This window comes from Streptomyces sp. NPDC051576, assembly GCF_040681835.1.
GTDB lineage: Bacteria > Actinomycetota > Actinomycetes > Streptomycetales > Streptomycetaceae > Streptomyces.
Window position 1 is genome coordinate 866,804 of record NZ_JBFAZO010000002.1, and the last position, 16,972, is coordinate 883,775.

General features: G+C 69.7%; 11 protein-coding genes. 2 read left to right on the forward strand and 9 right to left on the reverse strand.

Features of this window, described 5'->3' with window-relative positions:
* Positions 1 to 8 precede the first annotated feature (8 nt).
* On the reverse strand, positions 9 to 560 hold the full coding sequence (nrdR, locus tag AB0M63_RS09475; RefSeq protein ID WP_355902265.1) for a transcriptional regulator NrdR: 552 nt from the start codon (positions 558 to 560) through the stop codon (positions 9 to 11).
* Positions 561 to 1,124: 564 nt separating this feature from the next.
* On the opposite strand from nrdR, the gene lexA reads away from it, so the two are divergent.
* Positions 1,125 to 1,904, forward strand: a complete 780-nt coding sequence (gene lexA, locus AB0M63_RS09480; protein WP_318019237.1) for a transcriptional repressor LexA — start codon at positions 1,125 to 1,127, stop codon at positions 1,902 to 1,904.
* Between the two features lie 120 nt (positions 1,905 to 2,024).
* Here lexA and AB0M63_RS09485 read toward each other — a convergent pair whose 3' ends face one another.
* From AB0M63_RS09485 to AB0M63_RS09500, 4 genes are all read right to left on the reverse strand, one after another.
* Positions 2,025 to 4,016 (reverse strand): ATP-dependent DNA helicase, encoded by a 1,992-nt coding sequence (locus tag AB0M63_RS09485; protein WP_366018958.1) that lies wholly within the window; start codon positions 4,014 to 4,016, stop codon positions 2,025 to 2,027.
* 258 nt (positions 4,017 to 4,274) lie between these two features.
* Positions 4,275 to 5,099, reverse strand: coding sequence for a GNAT family N-acetyltransferase (locus AB0M63_RS09490; protein ID WP_366018959.1), 825 nt, complete (start codon positions 5,097 to 5,099; stop codon positions 4,275 to 4,277).
* Positions 5,100 to 5,138: 39 nt separating this feature from the next.
* Positions 5,139 to 7,100 carry an IucA/IucC family protein gene (locus AB0M63_RS09495; RefSeq protein WP_366018999.1) on the reverse strand — a complete coding sequence of 654 codons (1,962 nt, stop codon included), beginning with the start codon at positions 7,098 to 7,100 and terminating at the stop codon, positions 5,139 to 5,141.
* 227 nt (positions 7,101 to 7,327) lie between these two features.
* Complete coding sequence (locus AB0M63_RS09500) at positions 7,328 to 8,719, reverse strand: diaminobutyrate--2-oxoglutarate transaminase family protein (protein ID WP_366019000.1); 1,392 nt, start codon at positions 8,717 to 8,719, stop codon at positions 7,328 to 7,330.
* 365 nt (positions 8,720 to 9,084) lie between these two features.
* On the opposite strand from AB0M63_RS09500, the gene AB0M63_RS09505 reads away from it, so the two are divergent.
* On the forward strand, positions 9,085 to 10,314 hold the full coding sequence (locus tag AB0M63_RS09505; RefSeq protein WP_366018960.1) for a hypothetical protein: 1,230 nt from the start codon (positions 9,085 to 9,087) through the stop codon (positions 10,312 to 10,314).
* 60 nt (positions 10,315 to 10,374) lie between these two features.
* Here the strand turns inward: AB0M63_RS09505 and hflX are convergent, their stop codons facing one another.
* The 4 genes from hflX to dapF all read right to left on the reverse strand — a co-directional run bounded on the left by hflX (position 10,375) and on the right by dapF (position 16,954).
* Positions 10,375 to 11,868, reverse strand: a complete 1,494-nt coding sequence (hflX, locus tag AB0M63_RS09510) for a GTPase HflX (RefSeq protein ID WP_355902275.1) — start codon at positions 11,866 to 11,868, stop codon at positions 10,375 to 10,377.
* A 133-nt stretch (positions 11,869 to 12,001) separates the two neighbouring features.
* Complete coding sequence (locus AB0M63_RS09515) at positions 12,002 to 13,507, reverse strand: M1 family metallopeptidase (protein WP_366018961.1); 1,506 nt, start codon at positions 13,505 to 13,507, stop codon at positions 12,002 to 12,004.
* Positions 13,508 to 13,663: 156 nt separating this feature from the next.
* Positions 13,664 to 15,799 carry an HD domain-containing protein gene (locus tag AB0M63_RS09520; RefSeq protein WP_366018962.1) on the reverse strand — a complete coding sequence of 712 codons (2,136 nt, stop codon included), beginning with the start codon at positions 15,797 to 15,799 and terminating at the stop codon, positions 13,664 to 13,666.
* Positions 15,800 to 16,084: 285 nt separating this feature from the next.
* A complete protein-coding gene (gene dapF, locus AB0M63_RS09525) occupies positions 16,085 to 16,954 on the reverse strand; it encodes a diaminopimelate epimerase (protein WP_366018963.1) in 870 nt (289 codons plus the stop codon).
* Between the last annotated feature and the right edge of the window lie 18 nt (positions 16,955 to 16,972).

Genomic DNA, 16,972 nt, shown 5'->3' on the forward strand with positions numbered 1-16,972 from the left:
CCCGCCGGTCAGTCGGCGGAGTGGGCGGGCACGGGGACCTGAACAGTCCCTCCGGGCCCGCCGTCGTCCTCCTGGCTCCCCGATTCCGCGTCTTCGTCGTCCGCGGCGGGGCCTGGCGTCGCTTCCCGCAGTTCCACGATCGCGGCCTCGAAGTCCTCAAGCGAGTCGAACGCCCGGTAGACGGAGGCGAATCGCAGATAGGCGACGAGGTCGAGCTCCTGCAACGGGCCGAGTATGGCCAGCCCGACGTCATGGGTGGTCAGTTCGGCGCTTCCGGTGGCCCGCACCGCCTCCTCGACCCGCTGGCCGAGCTGGGCGAGTGCGTCCTCGGTGACAGGCCGTCCCTGGCATGCCTTGCGCACACCGTTGATGACCTTGGTACGACTGAAAGGCTCGGTGACTCCGGACCGCTTGACCACCATGAGCGAGCACGTCTCCACGGTCGTGAAACGACGGGAGCAGTCAGGGCACTGGCGGCGGCGGCGGATCGACGTGCCGTCGTCGGTCGTACGGCTGTCGACGACACGGCTGTCGGGGTGCCTGCAGAAGGGGCAGTGCATGATCTCCAACCCTCCCTCACAGCAGACTCAATAGCCTCGTGAGACCCCTTGGGCCTCTCGAAGCAGCCCCAAGCATAGGCGATGGCCGAGACTGTGAAGACCCGGGGGACCACAACTTCTGGGCTGCTGCCGCAATCCAACCACTAGATGTGGTGATTGGCCCACACAAACACGCCGCACGCGCGTGTCGCACCCGTATTGGCATGTGCCATACGGCCATACCGTCACCCCGAACACGCGGGCGCACAGCCGTACCGCCAGGACACTTACGGAGATACCGTGAGCACGGCACGGAGGAGGCGTGGGGCTCCCGCGCAGAACAGGACCGACCCCCGCCCGCCGGGACACCGGATGGCAGACTGAGGCGACAACCCGCGAGGTCACCGCCCGGGCGACGGAGAGCGCGAAAACGGCTCTCCTGTCCGACAGGTACCACGTTGGCCATACACCCAGACACATGATCGCGGCGGGCTATCCGCGATTTTTCACTCGAACGTGTGTTTGGCGCAACCTTTCGAAAGCAACTACCGTTGTCCAGCAGGGAGACCATCGAGAGGGGCCGACGTGACCACCACCGCAGACAGTGCCACCATCACTGCCCAGGATCGCTCCCAGGGCCGACTCGAGCCGGTGCATGCAATGAACGAAACCGCGAATCCCGAGGGCCACAAGCGCTCTCTACCAGGCCGACCTCCCGGCATCCGGGCGGACAGCTCGGGGCTCACGGACCGGCAGCGCCGGGTGATCGAGGTCATCAGGGACTCGGTGCAGCGGCGGGGCTACCCGCCGTCGATGCGAGAGATCGGCCAGGCCGTGGGCCTGTCCAGCACCTCCTCGGTCGCACACCAGCTCATGGCACTGGAGCGCAAGGGCTTCCTTCGCCGCGACCCGCACCGCCCACGCGCGTACGAGGTCCGCGGCTCCGACCAGTCCTCGTCGGTGCAGCCCACGGACACCGCGGGCAAGCCGGCCGCGTCGTACGTCCCTCTGGTGGGCCGGATCGCCGCCGGTGGCCCGATCCTCGCCGAGGAGTCGGTCGAGGATGTGTTCCCCCTCCCGCGCCAACTGGTCGGTGACGGTGAGCTGTTCGTCCTCAAGGTCGTCGGTGACTCGATGATCGAGGCCGCGATCTGTGACGGCGACTGGGTCACCGTTCGCCGCCAACCGGTCGCCGAGAACGGCGACATCGTGGCCGCCATGCTGGAGGGCGAGGCCACGGTCAAGCGCTTCAAGCGCGAGGACGGCCACGTCTGGCTCCTCCCGCACAACTCGGCGTACGAGCCCATCCCCGGCGACGACGCCACGATCCTCGGCAAGGTGGTGGCCGTGCTGCGGCGCGTGTGACGCCCGCGGCGGGCGGGCCGCACCGGCCTCGCCCCCTGACCGGACCCCGGGACCCCTGCGCCGGTTCCGGGGTCCTGTGCTGTCCGGGCCCCGGCGCGCCGGGGCCAACACCGCCCCGGGTCACTCCGGTTCGGCTTCCTCCTGCTCCTCCTGCTTCGCCTTCGCGTCGATCGCGGCCAGGGACCGCCGTACCTGGTTGCGGTCCGTGGTGTACCAGAAGTCGGGCAGTGACGCCTTGAGATAGCTGCCGTAGCGTGCGGTGGCCAGCCGCTGGTCCAGTACGGCGACCACACCTCGGTCCCCCGAAGCCCGTACGAGGCGGCCGGCGCCCTGGGCCATGAGGAGCGCCGCGTGGGTGGCGGCGACCGCCATGAAGCCGTTGCCTCCGGCATCCTCGACCGCCTTCTGGCGGGCGCTCATCAACGGGTCGTCCGGACGCGGGAACGGGATCTTGTCCATGACGACCAACTGGCAGCTCGGACCGGGTACATCGACGCCCTGCCAGAGCGAGAGCGTGCCGAAGAGACAGGTCTTCGGGTCGGCCGCGAAGTTCTTGATCAGCTCACCGAGCGTCTCCTCCCCCTGGAGGAGGATCGGGTACTCCGGGATGCGGGAGCGCAGTTCCTCGGCGGCGAGTTGGGCACCCCTCATCGAGGAGAAGAGGCCCAGGGTGCGACCGCCCGCTGCCTGGATCAGCTCCGTCAACTCGTCCATCATGTCGGCACGATCGCCGTCCCGCGCGGGGCGCGACAGGTGCTTGGCGACGTACAGGATGCCCTGCTTCGGGTAGTCGAAGGGCGAGCCCACGTCGACGCCCTTCCACTGCGGGAGGTCGTCGCCCGCCGTGCCCTCTGGGGCGAGGCCCAGGGAGGCTCCTACGCCGTTGAAGTCGCCGCCGAGCTTCAATGTCGCGGAGGTCAGGGTCACCGAGCGGTCCGCGAAGAGCTTCTCCCTCAGGAGGCCCGACACGGACATGGGGGCGACGCGCAGGGAGGCACCGAAGCGGTCGTGGCGTTCGTACCAGACGACGTCCCACTCGGAGCCGTTGGTGATGCGCTCCGCCACATCGTGCACGGCCTCCACGGAGGCCAGCGCCTGCTTACGGACCGCGTCCTCGTCCTGCACGGACTTGTCGCGGGTGGCGCCGATTCCGGAGATCACCGTGCGGCAGGCGTCGCGCAGTGCCATGAGGGCGTAGCCGAGGTCCTCCGGGATCTCCTCCAGGCATCCCGGCAGGGCGAGCTCCATGAGCCGCTCGAAGCCCTCGGCGGCGGTCTGGAGCTGGTCTGCGGCCTTCTCGTTGACCAGCTTCGCGGCACGCCGCACCGCGCGGTTGACCTGGCCCGGGGTGAGCTCGCCGGTGGCGACTCCGGTGACTCGTGAGACCAGTTCATGCGCCTCGTCGACGATCAGCACCTCGTGCGGCGGCAGGACGGGGGCACCCTCGATGGCGTCGATCGCGAGCAGCGCGTGGTTGGTGACGACGACATCGGCGAGCTTGGCGCGCTCGCGGGCCGCCTCGGCGAAACACTCCGCCCCGTACGTGCACTTCTGGGCACCCAGGCACTCGCGGGAGGACACCGAGACCTGTGCCCAGGCGCGGTCGGAGACGCCCGGCGTGAGGTCGTCGCGATCGCCGTTCTCGGTCTCGTCCGTCCAGTCGCGCAGCCGCAGCAGGTCCTGGCCCAGCTTGCTGGTGGGGGCGGCCGCCTCGAACTGGTCGAAGAGGCCTTCCTCCTCGTCCTGCGGCATGCCCTCATGGAGTCGGTGCAGACACAGGTAGTTCGACCTGCCCTTGAGCATCGCGAACTGGGGGCGGCGGCGCAGCAGTGGATGCAGTGCGTCGACCGTGCGCGGCAGATCCCGCTCGGCAAGCTGGCGCTGGAGAGCGAGCGTGGCGGTCGCGACGACGACCCGCTCCCCGTGGGCGAGCGCGGGCACGAGGTAGCCGAGCGACTTTCCGGTACCGGTGCCGGCCTGGACCAGCAGATGGGAACCGTCGTCGATCGCCTCCGCGACGGCTTCGGCCATGGTCACCTGGCCGGGGCGCTCCGAACCGCCGACGGCAGTGACGGCAGCATGCAGGAGTTCGGGGAGTGAGGGCTTCGTCATAGCCCGACCACCCTACGGGGCGGGACTGACAACCGGGCGATCAAGGCTGGAGGGAGGCGGTTGATCAAGACGGGAGTTTTCGCCTCGGGGTGGGTTTCGCTCGGGTGGGATCGGTTTGGTTCGGATGGGACCAGGCTGGTTGGTTGCGGGCAACGGCTGTGGATGGATGTGCACCGGTGCATCTCCGGCCGATTCGAGGAAGTGGGAACCGGATCGGGCCGAGCGGTGTACCAAATGTGATGGCGCCGCCACGTGGCGCTACAGCAGATCGCGCAGGGAACGGTCTCGGACCATGAGGGCGGCCCGCTTGCCGGGCAGGTCGGCCTCGGCGGAGAACCGGAAACCGGCGCTCAGAAAAGCGGCTACGGAAGGAGTGTTACGTAGGTCTGGTTCCGCGACGACGCGAGCGCAGGCGGAGCGTTTGTCGAGTACGAGGTCGGCGACGGCCCGGAGGAGGGTGCTGCCCAGCCCTCGTCCTCGGTCGGCGACGTTACCGATGAGGAGGTGGATGCCGGTGTCATGCGGTCGGGCGGGATAGTGGCGGGCCAGCGGGTCGAGGTCCGCCCGGTAGATCTCCCAGTAGCTCATGGGGGTGTCGTCCAAGACACCCAGACAGGGAACGCTGCGTCCATCGCCGGCAAGTTGGGCGCGCAGGTGGTCTTCGGTCAGCTTCCGAGGGCCTGCCAGCTCCCAGAACTCTGCGACTACGGGGTCGTTCATCCAGCCGTTGATCAGGGGGAGGTCGCGCTCGAATTCGACAGGAACGAGGTGGAAGGCGCCTGCGGGGATACGGGTCCGACCCCAGTCGCCGACACAGTTGAGGAGATCGTCGCCGGAGGGGATGCGGGGGCCGGGCGGAGCCGCGCCTCCCGCCGGGTTCTGTCGCCCGTTGGTGTCGACGACGTCGCGGACGGCAGCGCTGGTTGTGTCCGCCTCGGCGCAGAACGCGATGAACTCCTCGGGCAGGCGGAGGTCGAGGGTGTCCTCGCCGTCAGTGCTTGGACTGGCGCCTGCACTCGTGCTGGTGCTGGTGCTGGAGGCAGGGGCGGCCGCACTGTCGGCGCTCGCTTCGATGGGAGGCACGGTGGCGCTCCTCTCAGGAGGTGGGGTGGGTCATGTTCCTCAGGGGCGAAGGGGGTTGGCGATGGTGACGTAGACGGACTGGGTGTCGACCGGGCCGATGAGTTCGTCGAGGCCGTGCAGCCGGGTCAGCAGGTTGGCCTTGCAGCGGAGGACGGGTGAGTCGAGCAGGCGCGCCGGCAGGGAGGTACGCAGCCGGGCGGGTCCGGACGCCACGTCGCGGAGGAAGCGGCGGAAGGCGGAGAGCAACAGCCGCTCGTCGGCGAGACGTTGCGAACCGAACGCTCCGATGAGACCGAGCACGTTGTTGATCGCGAGGTAGTACGCGAAGCGTTCGTCGGTGACTTCGTCGGATACGAAGGTGTCGCTGTGTTCGCCGATCCCGGGCAATCGGGCGTCGAGTTCCGCGCGACGGGACGCACGGAAGTAGTAGCCCTGGTTGTCGCGGTACCGGCCGCCTGCGGGCCAGCCTTCGCCGTCCAGCAGCAGGAGCGTGTTCTGTTGGTGTGCCTCCAGGGCGATCCCTGCCTCGCCGTCCAGCCACAGCACGGGACGGACGACCTGCTCCAGGTAGCGCAGGAACCACTCGGCAGCGACTGCTCCGTGCGGCCGACCGGTCCGAGCGGCGAGGCCCGTGACGACCTCGGCCAGACGGGACCACGACAGGGGAGCGCCGGACGCGGAGTGGTTGGTGTTCGAGGTTGTCGCCGGTCCGCTCACGGTGGCGCCCGGTCCAGCGTACGGCCTGGGTGAGACGAGCCCTGCGATGCAGGACACGTCGTCGGACGCGCTGAACGGGTTGTGCCGGATCACCACGTCGAGGCCGGCCAGAGGCAGGCGGCCATCCCGCTCGCCCGAGCCGGCGCCGCACTCGGCCGGTGCGTCGACGGCCAGCCAGGCCGGGTCGCGGACGATGTCGAAGCCCGGGTGAGTGGCCTGCCACTGCTTGGACAGGCCACTGCGCAGCAAGCGGTGCACCTCGACGCCACGGTGGAGTTCCTTGCGGAGGTTCTCACGACGGGAGTTGGTGATGCGCAGGCCCAGGGACAACTTGAGCATGGCGGGGGCGCCGGACTGGTGGACGGTTCGTACGGAGGAGGTGGGGTGCCACGGGGTGCCATGGGGGCCGAGGTCCTGGATCAGGTCGGCGTCGAGCAGGGCCGCGATGTCGGCACGGTGCTGGATCTCGCGCCACTGCCAGGGGTGCAGGGGAAGGGCGGCGTGGCCCTCGGGCAGCGGCAGTTCGGTTCCGGCGAGTCTGGCCGTGAGCTGGGCGGCGGGGACAGGGCGGCCGCGTTCGGTCCAGGCCGAGTCGGTGGCGAGCACGGAAGGGGCGACAGCCAGCCAGTGCAGCGGGAAGGAAGAGCGCAACTCCGGTGAATACTGGCGGACTTCAGCTTCGGAGAGGCCCTCGCGGCTCTTCGGGGTCGGGTGCAACGGGTGGCCGAGCAGGAGTGCTTGTTCGGCGGAGAGGAAGAGATCAGGACCGTCGGTCGGGCTTGCTCGGCGGTCGGTGATGAAAGTGACGGTACGGCGGACGGAGTCGGCTACACGGGCCACCAGGTCGGTCACGGTTTCCGGCGCGGTGACGGTTGCGGTCTCCGGAGCAGCGTCCGGTGCCGAGCCGCCACCGTGCGCGGCCGCCTCCCTCGCCAACAGGGACGCGACCGTGACGGCGTCGGCCGGTGGTGCGTCATGGGCAGCGTCGGACAGGTAGGGGAGGCCGAAACGGTGCCAGCCCGTCGGGGACCAGTAGTGGACCTCGGCGAGCAGGGCGGTGCCACTGGCGGGGAGCGGGATGCGGAGGGTGCCGTCGGTCGGGGCGGAGAGGTTCGTTTCGCGTACCCAGCAGCGCAGGAGGTTTTCGACGGCCGCGGCCTGGGCGGCGGTGTGGGGGTCCGGGTGCTCCAGGAGTTCGGTGTTCGTGCCGCGCGGCTGCTCTGTTTCCGGGCTCCGGGGCTGCTGGCGGGGAACGCACTCGGCCGACGGCGCCAGGGTCTGCATGTGTCGAGGGCTCGGCTCGTGGGAGTGGCCGTCAGGGGTGGTCGTGGGATTCAAGACTGTTCCTCGGGAGGTGTTTCGGAGTGGGAGTCGTGTGGCGACGAATCCCGGCGCTCTGGTGGGCGTTGGGCTGGTGTGTTCTGCAACTGGTCCTACAGGTCAGCCGAGTTGGTAACCGGTGGCGCTCCTTCCTTCGGCACGGCCACCTCGATCACCCCGGCCGCAGTGCACTACCTAGCCCGCTCGGAGCGGCGGCCGGTGTGGCCGGTGGGCCTGGTAGCGGAGCCGGTCTGGCCGCGCGCCACGGCTTCCACCGCGTCGGAAAGACGGTCGAGTACCGCTGTCGCCTGCTCGTCGGTGATCGTGAGGGGTGGGAGGAGGCGTACGACGCTCGCGTGGCGACCGCCGAGTTCGACGATGAGGCCGCGGCGAAGGCACTCCTGTTGGACTGCGGCAGCGAGGTCGGGAGCGGCGGGACGGGGACCGCGCGCGGGCTGCGTCAGCGAGGCCGAGTCCACCCCGCACCCGCCCGCGTCCCCGTCCTCACCCACGAACTCGACCCCGATCATCAACCCCCGCCCCCGCACATCCCCCACACACGTGAATTCGTCGGCCAGTCCACGAAGTTGGGCGAGCATCCGCGCGCCGAGTTCGGCCGCGCGTCCGGCCAGGCCGTTCTCGCGGACGTGGGCGAGAGTCGCCGTGCCGGCGGCCATGGCGAGTTGGTTGCCGCGGAACGTGCCTGTGTTGGGGCCGGGTTGCCGGAGGTCGAGGTCGTCGCGGTAGACGACGATGGACAGGGGCAGACTGCCGCCGATGGCATTGGAGAGGACCATCACGTCGGGGATGACTCCGCTGTGTTCGATCGCCCAGAAGGTGCCGGTTCGACCGACGCCCGTCTGGACCTCGTCGGCGATCAACGGGATGGAGCGTGCGGCGGTGAGTCGGCGGATGTGCCGCATCCAGTCGTCGGGGGCGGGGATCACTCCGCCTTCCCATTGGACGGGTTCGAGGATCAGTCCGGCGGGGCTCGGCAGACCGGACTCGACGTCGGCGGCGTCGAGGACGGATTCGGTCCAGCGGGCGGCGAGTTCGGCGCCGTACGGGCCGCCGATGCCGAACGGGCAGCGGTAGTCCTGAGGGTAGGGAAGGCGGTCGACGGAAGCCCCACCGGAGGCTTCGAGCGCGCTGGTGAAAGCAAGGATTCCGGTGCGGCCGGTCGCGGCCCGGACCAGCTTGTACGCGGCCTCGACCGCGTCGGTGGCGGCCGGTCCGCAGAACCGCACGCGCGCGTGCTCGGCGAGTGCGGGCGGCAGCGTGCGGAACAGTTCGGCGACGAATGCGTCCTTGACGGGAGTGGCGAGGTCGAAGGCGTGCAGCGGGGCGCCCGAGTCGAGGACACCGCGGATCGCCTCCAGGACCAAGGGGTGGTTGTGCCCGAGCGCCAGCGTCCCGGCGCCCGAGAGGCAGTCCAGGTAGCGGCGGCCGTCAGCGCCCTCGATGGTCAGACCGCGGGCCCGCACCGGCACGATGGGAAGGGCGCGTGCGTAGGTCCGTGCCGCCGGCTCGCGCGCGGTCTGGCGCCGGAGAATCCCCTCCTGCACCCCGTGCGCTTCGCCCACCGCGATCCCGGCGGGCCCACATCCCCCGAACGCAGACTCGACCACGGCTCTCCGTCCCTCCCGCCGTCCGAAAGCGAGCTGTCCAAAGGCGAGTTGAGGTCTCGCGTCGCCACGAGCGCAGGGGACCACGTACCGACGGCAGACCCCCGTGGCTGCCAACCTCCGTACCACCCAACGGGTTACGGGTTGGTTCAAGATCCTTGCCGTGACGGAACCGTTGCTGTTCCGTGGGAAGTCCCCCACAGCGAGCGCATAGTGTGTGATGCCGTTCCTGAAGGCCGTGAGTTCAGCGCGAACTCACCATGCTTTCCGGCTGAGATCACAGCCGTGGCGCACCGTCCGTTCACCCAGGGGGAGTCAAGACCATGCGATCGATACGGCCGTCCTTCAGCGCACATCGAGGGAGCGGCGCGCGTCGCAGAACTTCCTCCGTGCTGACCGCAGTTGCCCTCGCTTCGGCTCTCGCCCTCACCGCGACCGCCTGCGGCTCCGGGGACACCAAGGCGGACGGCCAGTCCACCGCGTCCGCGACCAGCGGTGACACCGGCGACGGCAAGATCAAGATCCCGGACGACATCAAGAACAAGCTCAAAGAGCACGGGATCGACATCGACAAGTGGAAGAACGGCGCCTGGAAGAACTGGAACAAGGACGACTGGCTGCGCGAGGCCGATGACTACATCAACCCGATCATCAAGGGGCTGTGGAGTTCCGGCCGGATGCGGGACGCCGACGACCCGGACAAGGGTGTCGACACCAACGACATCTCCGGCGACCAGGGCGTGACCGACCCGACGCCCGCGGTGGTGGACGCGAAGGCCGTGTCGCCTACGTACCACGCCAACGCGGCGACGGCGGGCAAGGTGTTCTTCGACTCCCCCGAGGGCACGATGGTCTGCTCGGCTACGGTCGTGGAGGACCCGGCGCATCCGGGCAAGTCCAACCTGGTGTGGACGGCGGGCCACTGCGTTCACGCGGGCAAGAAGGGCGGCTGGTACCGCAACACCGCGTTCGTGCCGTCGTACAACAACGCGGGTATGACGACAGCGCAGTTGGAGACCGCCACCCGGGACCAGGTCGCTCCGTACGGTGTGTGGTGGGCCGACTGGGCTCAGACCTCGCAGCAGTGGATCGACCAGGGCGGTGAGACGGGCGGGCAGGGTTCGTCGTACGACTACGCGGTGATCCATGTGACGCCCGAGAAGGGCAACGGGGGCAAGTCCCTTGAGGAGACGGTCGGTTCGGCGCTGCCGGTGAATTTCGACGCGCCGGCCGTGCCGAAGGTGTCGAGCATCACGGCAACCGGCTACCCGGCGGCGAAGCCGTATGACGGTTCGACGCTGTACCAGTGCGCGGGCAGGCCGGGGCGGCTGTCGATCAACGCCTCGGACCCGACGATGTACCGCATCGGCTGCAGCATGACCGGCGGTTCGTCCGGTGGCGGCTGGGTGGAGACGGGCTCGGACGGCAAGCCGGCGCTGGTGTCCAACACCTCGATCGGCCCGGTGACTTCGGGCTGGCTTGCGGGTCCGCGGCTGGGCGATGTGGCCAAGGATGTGTACGACTCGGTCAGCAAGAAGTTCGCCGGCCAGTAGACGCAGCCGAGGCTCGCCCCGTCATCGGGGCGAGCCTCAGGATGTGCTGCGCTACGGCCCTCAGGCCAGCGGTGCCGGGACGTACGGCGCGAGATCCGCCGCCAGTTCCTCATGCACCCGCACCTTGAGCTGGGTGCCCTCCGGGGTGTGCTCCTCGGAGATCACCTCGCCCTCGGAGTGGGCACGGGCGACCAGCTTGCCGTGGGTGTACGGCACGAGGGCCTCGATCTCGACCGAGGGGCGCGGCAGTTCGCTGTCGATGAGCGCGAGCAGCTCGTCGATGCCCTGGCCGGTGCGGGCCGAGACGGCGATGGACCGCTTCTCGTTCCGCATCAAACGCTGGAGGGTCAGCGGGTCGGCCGCGTCCGCCTTGTTGATCACCACGATCTCGGGCACCTTGGTGGCGCCGACATCCCGGACCACCTCGCGTACGGCGGCCAGTTGCTCCTCCGGGGCCGGGTGCGAACCGTCCACTACATGCAGGATCAGGTCGGCGTCGCCGACCTCCTCCATCGTGGAACGGAAGGCCTCGACCAGGTGGTGCGGCAGGTGCCGGACGAAGCCGACGGTGTCGACCAGCGTGTACAGCCGTCCGCCCGGGGTCTCGGCCCGGCGCACGGTCGGGTCGAGGGTCGCGAACAGCGCGTTCTCGACCAGGACGCCCGCGCCCGTGAGGCGGTTGAGCAGGGACGACTTGCCGGCGTTGGTGTAACCGGCGATCGCGACCGAGGGCACCTTGTTGCGACGGCGTTCCTGGCGCTTGATGTCACGGCCGGTCTTCATGTCCGCGATCTCCCGGCGCATCTTCGCCATCTTCTCGCGGATACGACGCCGGTCCGTCTCGATCTTGGTCTCACCGGGACCACGGGTGGCGAGGCCGCCGCCCGAGCCGCCGCCCATCTGACGGGACAGGGACTGACCCCAGCCGCGGAGCCTCGGCAGCATGTACTGCATCTGCGCGAGCGCTACCTGCGCCTTGCCCTCTCGGGACTTGGCGTGCTGGGCGAAGATGTCGAGGATCAGGGCCGTACGGTCGATGACCTTGACCTTGACGACGTCTTCCAGGTGGATCAACTGGCCCGGGCTCAGCTCACCGTCGCAGATGACCGTGTCGGCGCCGGTCTCCAGGACGATGTCCCGCAGTTCGTTGGCCTTGCCGGAACCGATGTAGGTGGCCGCGTCCGGCTTGTCGCGGCGCTGGACGACACCGTCGAGCACCAGCGCGCCCGCGGTCTCCGCGAGGGCGGCCAGCTCGGCGAGGGAGTTGTCCGCGTCCTGGACCGTCCCCGTGGTCCAGACGCCGACGAGTACGACGCGCTCCAGGCGGAGCTGTCGGTACTCGACCTCGGTGACGTCCTCGAGTTCGGTGGAGAGGCCCGCCACACGGCGCAGGGCCGCGCGCTCGGAGCGGTCGAACTGGTCGCCGTCCCGGTCTCCGTCGATCTCGTGGCTCCAGGCGACGTCCTCTTCCATCAGGGCATCGGCCCGAAGACCTTCGGGGTAGGCGTGCGCGAGGCGCTCAGTGTCCTGGGAAGGGGAAGAAGAGGAGGTCATTGGGTCCTTACGTCGATGAGCGTCGATGAGAGTGCTGCAAAGGTCATAACGTGCGAGTGCCCCCGGAGATTCCCGGGGAACCGCGCCGCCGACCCGACGATGGTCGCACGGCACGGATCGCCACGTCACCGCCTTATTTCGCGGGCTTCCGCGAGGGCGTGGGCTCCTGCGAGGTCCAGTCCGGGTGCCCCGGCATCGGCGGGGTCTTCTCGCCGTAGAGCCAGGCGTTGAAGAAGTCGCTCAGGTCGCGGCCGGAGATCGCGGAGGCGAGGTCCTCGAAGTCCTTCGTGGTGGCCGTGCCGTCGTGGTGGATGCTGACCCAGGTCCGTTCCAGGCGTTCGAAGGCCGGGCGGCCGATCTCCTGGCGCAGCGCGTAGAGGACGAGGGCGGCGCCGTCGTAGACGTTCGGGCGGAAGATGCCGATCTTCTGGCCGGGCGCCGGGGCCTTGGGGAGTGCGGGCGGTCCGCCGGCGGCGCGCCAGCCGTCGGAGGCGCCGTAGGCGGCCTTCATGCGCGTCTCCATGGGCCTGTGGGCCTTCTCCTGCGCGTACAGCTCCTCGTACCAGGTGGCGTGTCCTTCGTTGAGCCACAGGTCGGACCAGGCGCGTGGGCTGACGCTGTCGCCGAACCACTGGTGCGACAGCTCGTGCACCATGATCGACTCGACGTACCACTTGGGGTAGGCGGGCTCGGTGAAGAGATCTCTCTCGAAGAGAGAGATCGTCTGGGTCTCCAGTTCGAAGCCGGTGGACGCGTCGGCCATGAGCAGCCCGTACGTCTCGAAGGGGTACCGGCCGACCTTGCTCTCCATCCAGGCGATCTGGTCGGGGGTCTTCTTGAGCCACGGTTCGAGCTTCCCGGCGTCCTCCGCGGGGACGACGTCGCGCATCGGCAGGTCGTGCGGTCCGGTGCGGTGCAGTACGGCGGAGCGGCCGATGGACACCTGGGCGAGTTCGGTGGCCATGGGGTGCTGCGTGCGGTACGTCCAGGTGGTGTTCGCGCCGACCTTGTCGACGCCGGCCGGCAGTCCGTTGGCGACGGCGGTGTACGCGTTGGGCGCGGTGACCCGGATGGTGAACATCGCCTTGTCGGAGGGATGGTCGTTGCACGGGAACACCAGGTGCGCGGCGTCGGCCTGGTTGGCCATGGCGAGCCCGTCCTTGGTGCGCACCCAGCCGCCGTCCTGCCCCTTGGCGGACACGGGGTCGCTGGTGTGCCGCACGGTGATCCGCGTCCAGGTTCCCTCGGAAAGCGGCTCCTCCGGGGTCACGACCAGGTCCTCGCCGGAGCTCGTGAAGGTGGCGGGCCGCCCGTCGACCTCGACCGAGTCCACGGTGCCGTGCGCGAAGTCGAGGTTGATCCGGTCCAGCGTCTCGGTCGTCCAGGCGTCGATGGTGGTGACGGCCTGGAGCGGTTTGCTGTTGGTGCCGGGATAGGTGAAGGAGAGGTCGTACGACGCCACGTCGTAGCCCGGGTTGCCCAGGGTCGGGAAGAGGCGGTCACCGACGCCCAGGGGCGCGGGCGGAGCGCTCGCGGCGACGAGGCAGACGGACACGGCGGAGGCGAGCAGGGCCGCCTTCAGCCTTCGGGGGGTCCTGGTACCGGCCCCAGGGGTCGCGGTGCGGAGGGTGAGCAGCATGCACCACCGCTACCAGCGCGCGCGTGCCGCACGGCGACGACTCGCGCCCGGCCCACTCGAACGGGGTCTTCCGGGGGTCTACGGGGCTCCGTGCGCACCGGGGCTCGCGAGCGGGCGCGTGTCCGGGTGGCCGGGAGGCGCTCTCCGACGCGGGTCTCAGAAGGCCGTCGTGTGGTGCTGCGCGCGGCTCACGTCGTAGACGCCCGGCACATTGCGCATCGCCCGCATGAGGGTCAGGAGGTGGGCGGCGTCCGGGAGTTGGAGCGTGTAGGTGTGGCGGACGCGCTGCTGGCTCGGGGGTTCGACGGTCGCCGAGACGATTTCCGCGCCCTCCAGGGCGATCGCCTCGGTGAGATCGGCGAGCAGATGCGGGCGGCCGAACGATTCGGCTACCAGCGTGACCCGGCACTCGGTGGTGTCGCCCCAGCGCACACCGACCTCCGCGCGCCCCACACTCTTCATCTGCGCCACGGCGGCGCACTCCACGCGGTGGACGGTCACGACCCCGCCGCGCACCGAGAACCCGGTGACGTCGTCGGGCGGTACGGGCGTACAGCAGCCGGCGAGCCGTACGGTCGCGCCCGGCTGGTCCACGACGGGCGTGGCGGGGCTCTCGACGGCCGTGTCCGGGCTGTCCTCGGAGGCGGGGGGCGCCGATCGGACGCTCTGCGCCTCCTCGGCGGCCTCTTCGTCGCCGCGTCCCGGATGGGCCGCGATCCACCGCTGGATGGCGATGCGGGCGGCGGGCGTGTGCGCGTGCTCCAGCCACTCTCTGGAGGGCTCGGAGGCCGGGTCCTGGCCCATGAGGAGCTGGACGGTGTCGCCGTCCTTCAGGACCGTGCTGAGGGTCGCCAGGCGGCCGTTGACGCGGGCGCCGATGCAGGCGTGGGCGTCCTCGCCGTACTGCGCGTACGCGGCGTCCACACAGGTCGCGCCGTCGGGCAGGCCCAGCGTGCCGCCGTCGGGCCGGAACACGGTGATCTCGCGGTCCTGGGCGAGGTCCTCACGGAGCGTCGACCAGAAGGTGTCCGGGTCGGGCGCACCCTCCTGCCAGTCGAGGAGCCGGGAGAGCCAGCCGGGCCGGGTGGGGTCGGCGCGCTCCCCGTCGTGCGCGGTCTGTTGCTCCTCCGAAGGAGGAGCGTAGGGATTGCCGAGCGCGATGACGCCGGCCTCGGCGACCTTGTGCATCTGGTGGGTGCGGATGAGGACTTCGACGACCTGGCCGTCGGTGTGGGCGACGGCGGTGTGCAGCGACTGGTACAGGTTGAACTTGGGTACGGCGATGAAGTCCTTGAACTCCGAGACGACGGGCTTCAGGCAGGTGTGCAGTTCACCGAGGACGCCGTAACAGTCCGCGTCCTCGTTCACCAGCACCAGGAGACGCCCGAAGTCGGCGCCGCGCAGCCTGCCGCGCTTGCGGGCGACGCGGTGCACGGAGACGAAGTGCCGTGGCCGGATGAGGACTTCGGCCTGGATGTCGGCGTCGCGCAGGACGGTGCGCACCTCGTCGGTGACCTCGGCGAGCGGATCGTCCGCGCGGGAGGCGTTGTCGACGATCAACCCGCGGGTGTGGTCGTACTCCTCGGGGTGGAGGATCGCGAAGACCAGGTCCTCCAGTTCGGTCTTCAGTGCCTGGACGCCGAGCCGTTCGGCGAGCGGGATGAGGACGTCCCTGGTGACCTTGGCGATGCGGGCCTGTTTCTCGGGGCGCATCACGCCCAGGGTGCGCATGTTGTGCAGCCGGTCGGCGAGTTTGATCGACATCACCCGGACGTCGCTGCCGGTGGCGACGAGCATCTTGCGGAACGTCTCCGGCTCGGCGGCGGCTCCGTAGTCGACCTTCTCCAACTTCGTGACGCCGTCGACGAGATAGCGCACCTCGGCGCCGAACTCCTCGCCGACCTGATCGAGTGTCACCTCCGTGTCCTCGACGGTGTCGTGGAGCAGGGAGGCCGTCAACGTCGTGGTCTCGGCGCCGAGTTCGGCGAGGATCAGGGTCACGGCGAGGGGGTGTGTGATGTACGGCTCGCCGCTCTTGCGCATCTGGCCGCGGTGCGAGGACTCGGCCAGGACCCAGGCGCGGCGCAGCGGTTCGAGGTCGGCGTCCGGATAGTGGGCGCGATGTGCCTCGGCGACATGGCCGATGGCGTCGGGCAGCCGGTCGCGGGCGGCGGGACCGAGCAGGGCGGCCCGGCCGAGTCGGCGCAGGTCGATCCTGGGGCGGGCCTTCCTGCGGGGCACTGTGTTGATCACAGGGCCTGGGCTCGCAGGGTTCGTGGCCTCCGCACTCATGGGCACCTCCGGCTGCTTGACCGGCGGACGGGTGCCCCATGGCGTACTCGGCTCAGGGGATGGTGACGATCCCCCGTCCGGGCCGGTGCTTGATGCTACCGAGCCCACCACGTGCGACTGACCGCCTCTCGCCGAGCGTGAAACGGATCACCCATTCGAGCGAAGGTCGGGAGGTTTACGGTTTTGCGCCACGCCATAAGGGATCAGCCGTGGTTTCAAGCCGCACCGGACACCGAAGACTGCGGATCGGGGTGTCCGGAGCGGCCAGGACCGCGAATCACTCGTTCAGCGGATGGCGCTTTCCAGCCACGCGCTGTCGATCTCGCCCTCGGCGACGATCACCGCGGGGCCGGTCATCTCGATCTGGCCGTCGGGCCGCTCGGTGATCACCAGCGTTCCACCGGGCACGTCGACGGTGTACGTCGCGTGCGTACCGGTGACGGCCGGGTCGGCGCCGTCCCGCCGGGCGGCGGCCACGGCGACCGCGCACGCGCCCGTGCCGCACGAACGGGTCTCGCCGGCGCCGCGCTCGTGCACGCGCAGCGCGACGTGCCGGGGGCCGCGGTCGACCACGAACTCCACGTTCACCCCATCCGGGTAGGCGGTGGCCGGGTTGAAGGGCGGCGGGGAGTAGAGATCGCCGGCGTGCGCGAGGTCGTCGACGAAGGCGACCGCGTGCGGGTTGCCCATGTTCACGTTCCGAGCGGGCCAGCTACGCCCGCCGACGCTGACCGTGACATCCCCTTCGGGGAGACGCGCCTTGCCCATGCCGACAGTGATGTCACCGTCCTTGCTGATGTGGACGGTCTTGACTCCCCCGCGCGTGGCGACCGCGAGGTCTCCTGCGGCCACATGTCCAGCGCGCTGGAGATAGCGCGCGAACACACGCACTCCGTTGCCACACATCTCGGAGACCGAGCCGTCGCCGTTGCGGTAGTCCATGAACCACTCCGCCTCGCCCGCCATGTCCCGCGCCTCTGGATGCGCGGCGGACCGTACGACGTGCAGCAGTCCGTCACCGCCGACGCCCGCGCGGCGGTCGCACAGGGCGGCCACGGCGCTCGGAGGGAGGTCGATGACGTTCTCGGGGTCCGGGACGATCACGAAGTCGTTCTCGGTGCCGTGTCCCTTGAGGAAGGCGATCCGCGTGCTCATTCCTCGATCGTACGGGGT

Coding starts and splice junctions, on each gene's coding strand:
- nrdR (WP_355902265.1), bottom strand. CDS start 560: ATGCACTGCCCCTTCTGCAGGCACCCCGACAGCCGTGTCGTCGACAGC.
- hflX (WP_355902275.1), bottom strand. CDS start 11,868: ATGACCTCCTCTTCTTCCCCTTCCCAGGACACTGAGCGCCTCGCGCAC.
- AB0M63_RS09515 (WP_366018961.1), bottom strand. CDS start 13,507: ATGCTGCTCACCCTCCGCACCGCGACCCCTGGGGCCGGTACCAGGACC.
- AB0M63_RS09505 (WP_366018960.1), top strand. CDS start 9,085: ATGCGATCGATACGGCCGTCCTTCAGCGCACATCGAGGGAGCGGCGCG.
- AB0M63_RS09520 (WP_366018962.1), bottom strand. CDS start 15,799: ATGAGTGCGGAGGCCACGAACCCTGCGAGCCCAGGCCCTGTGATCAAC.
- AB0M63_RS09485 (WP_366018958.1), bottom strand. CDS start 4,016: ATGACGAAGCCCTCACTCCCCGAACTCCTGCATGCTGCCGTCACTGCC.
- AB0M63_RS09495 (WP_366018999.1), bottom strand. CDS start 7,100: ATGCAGACCCTGGCGCCGTCGGCCGAGTGCGTTCCCCGCCAGCAGCCC.
- dapF (WP_366018963.1), bottom strand. CDS start 16,954: ATGAGCACGCGGATCGCCTTCCTCAAGGGACACGGCACCGAGAACGAC.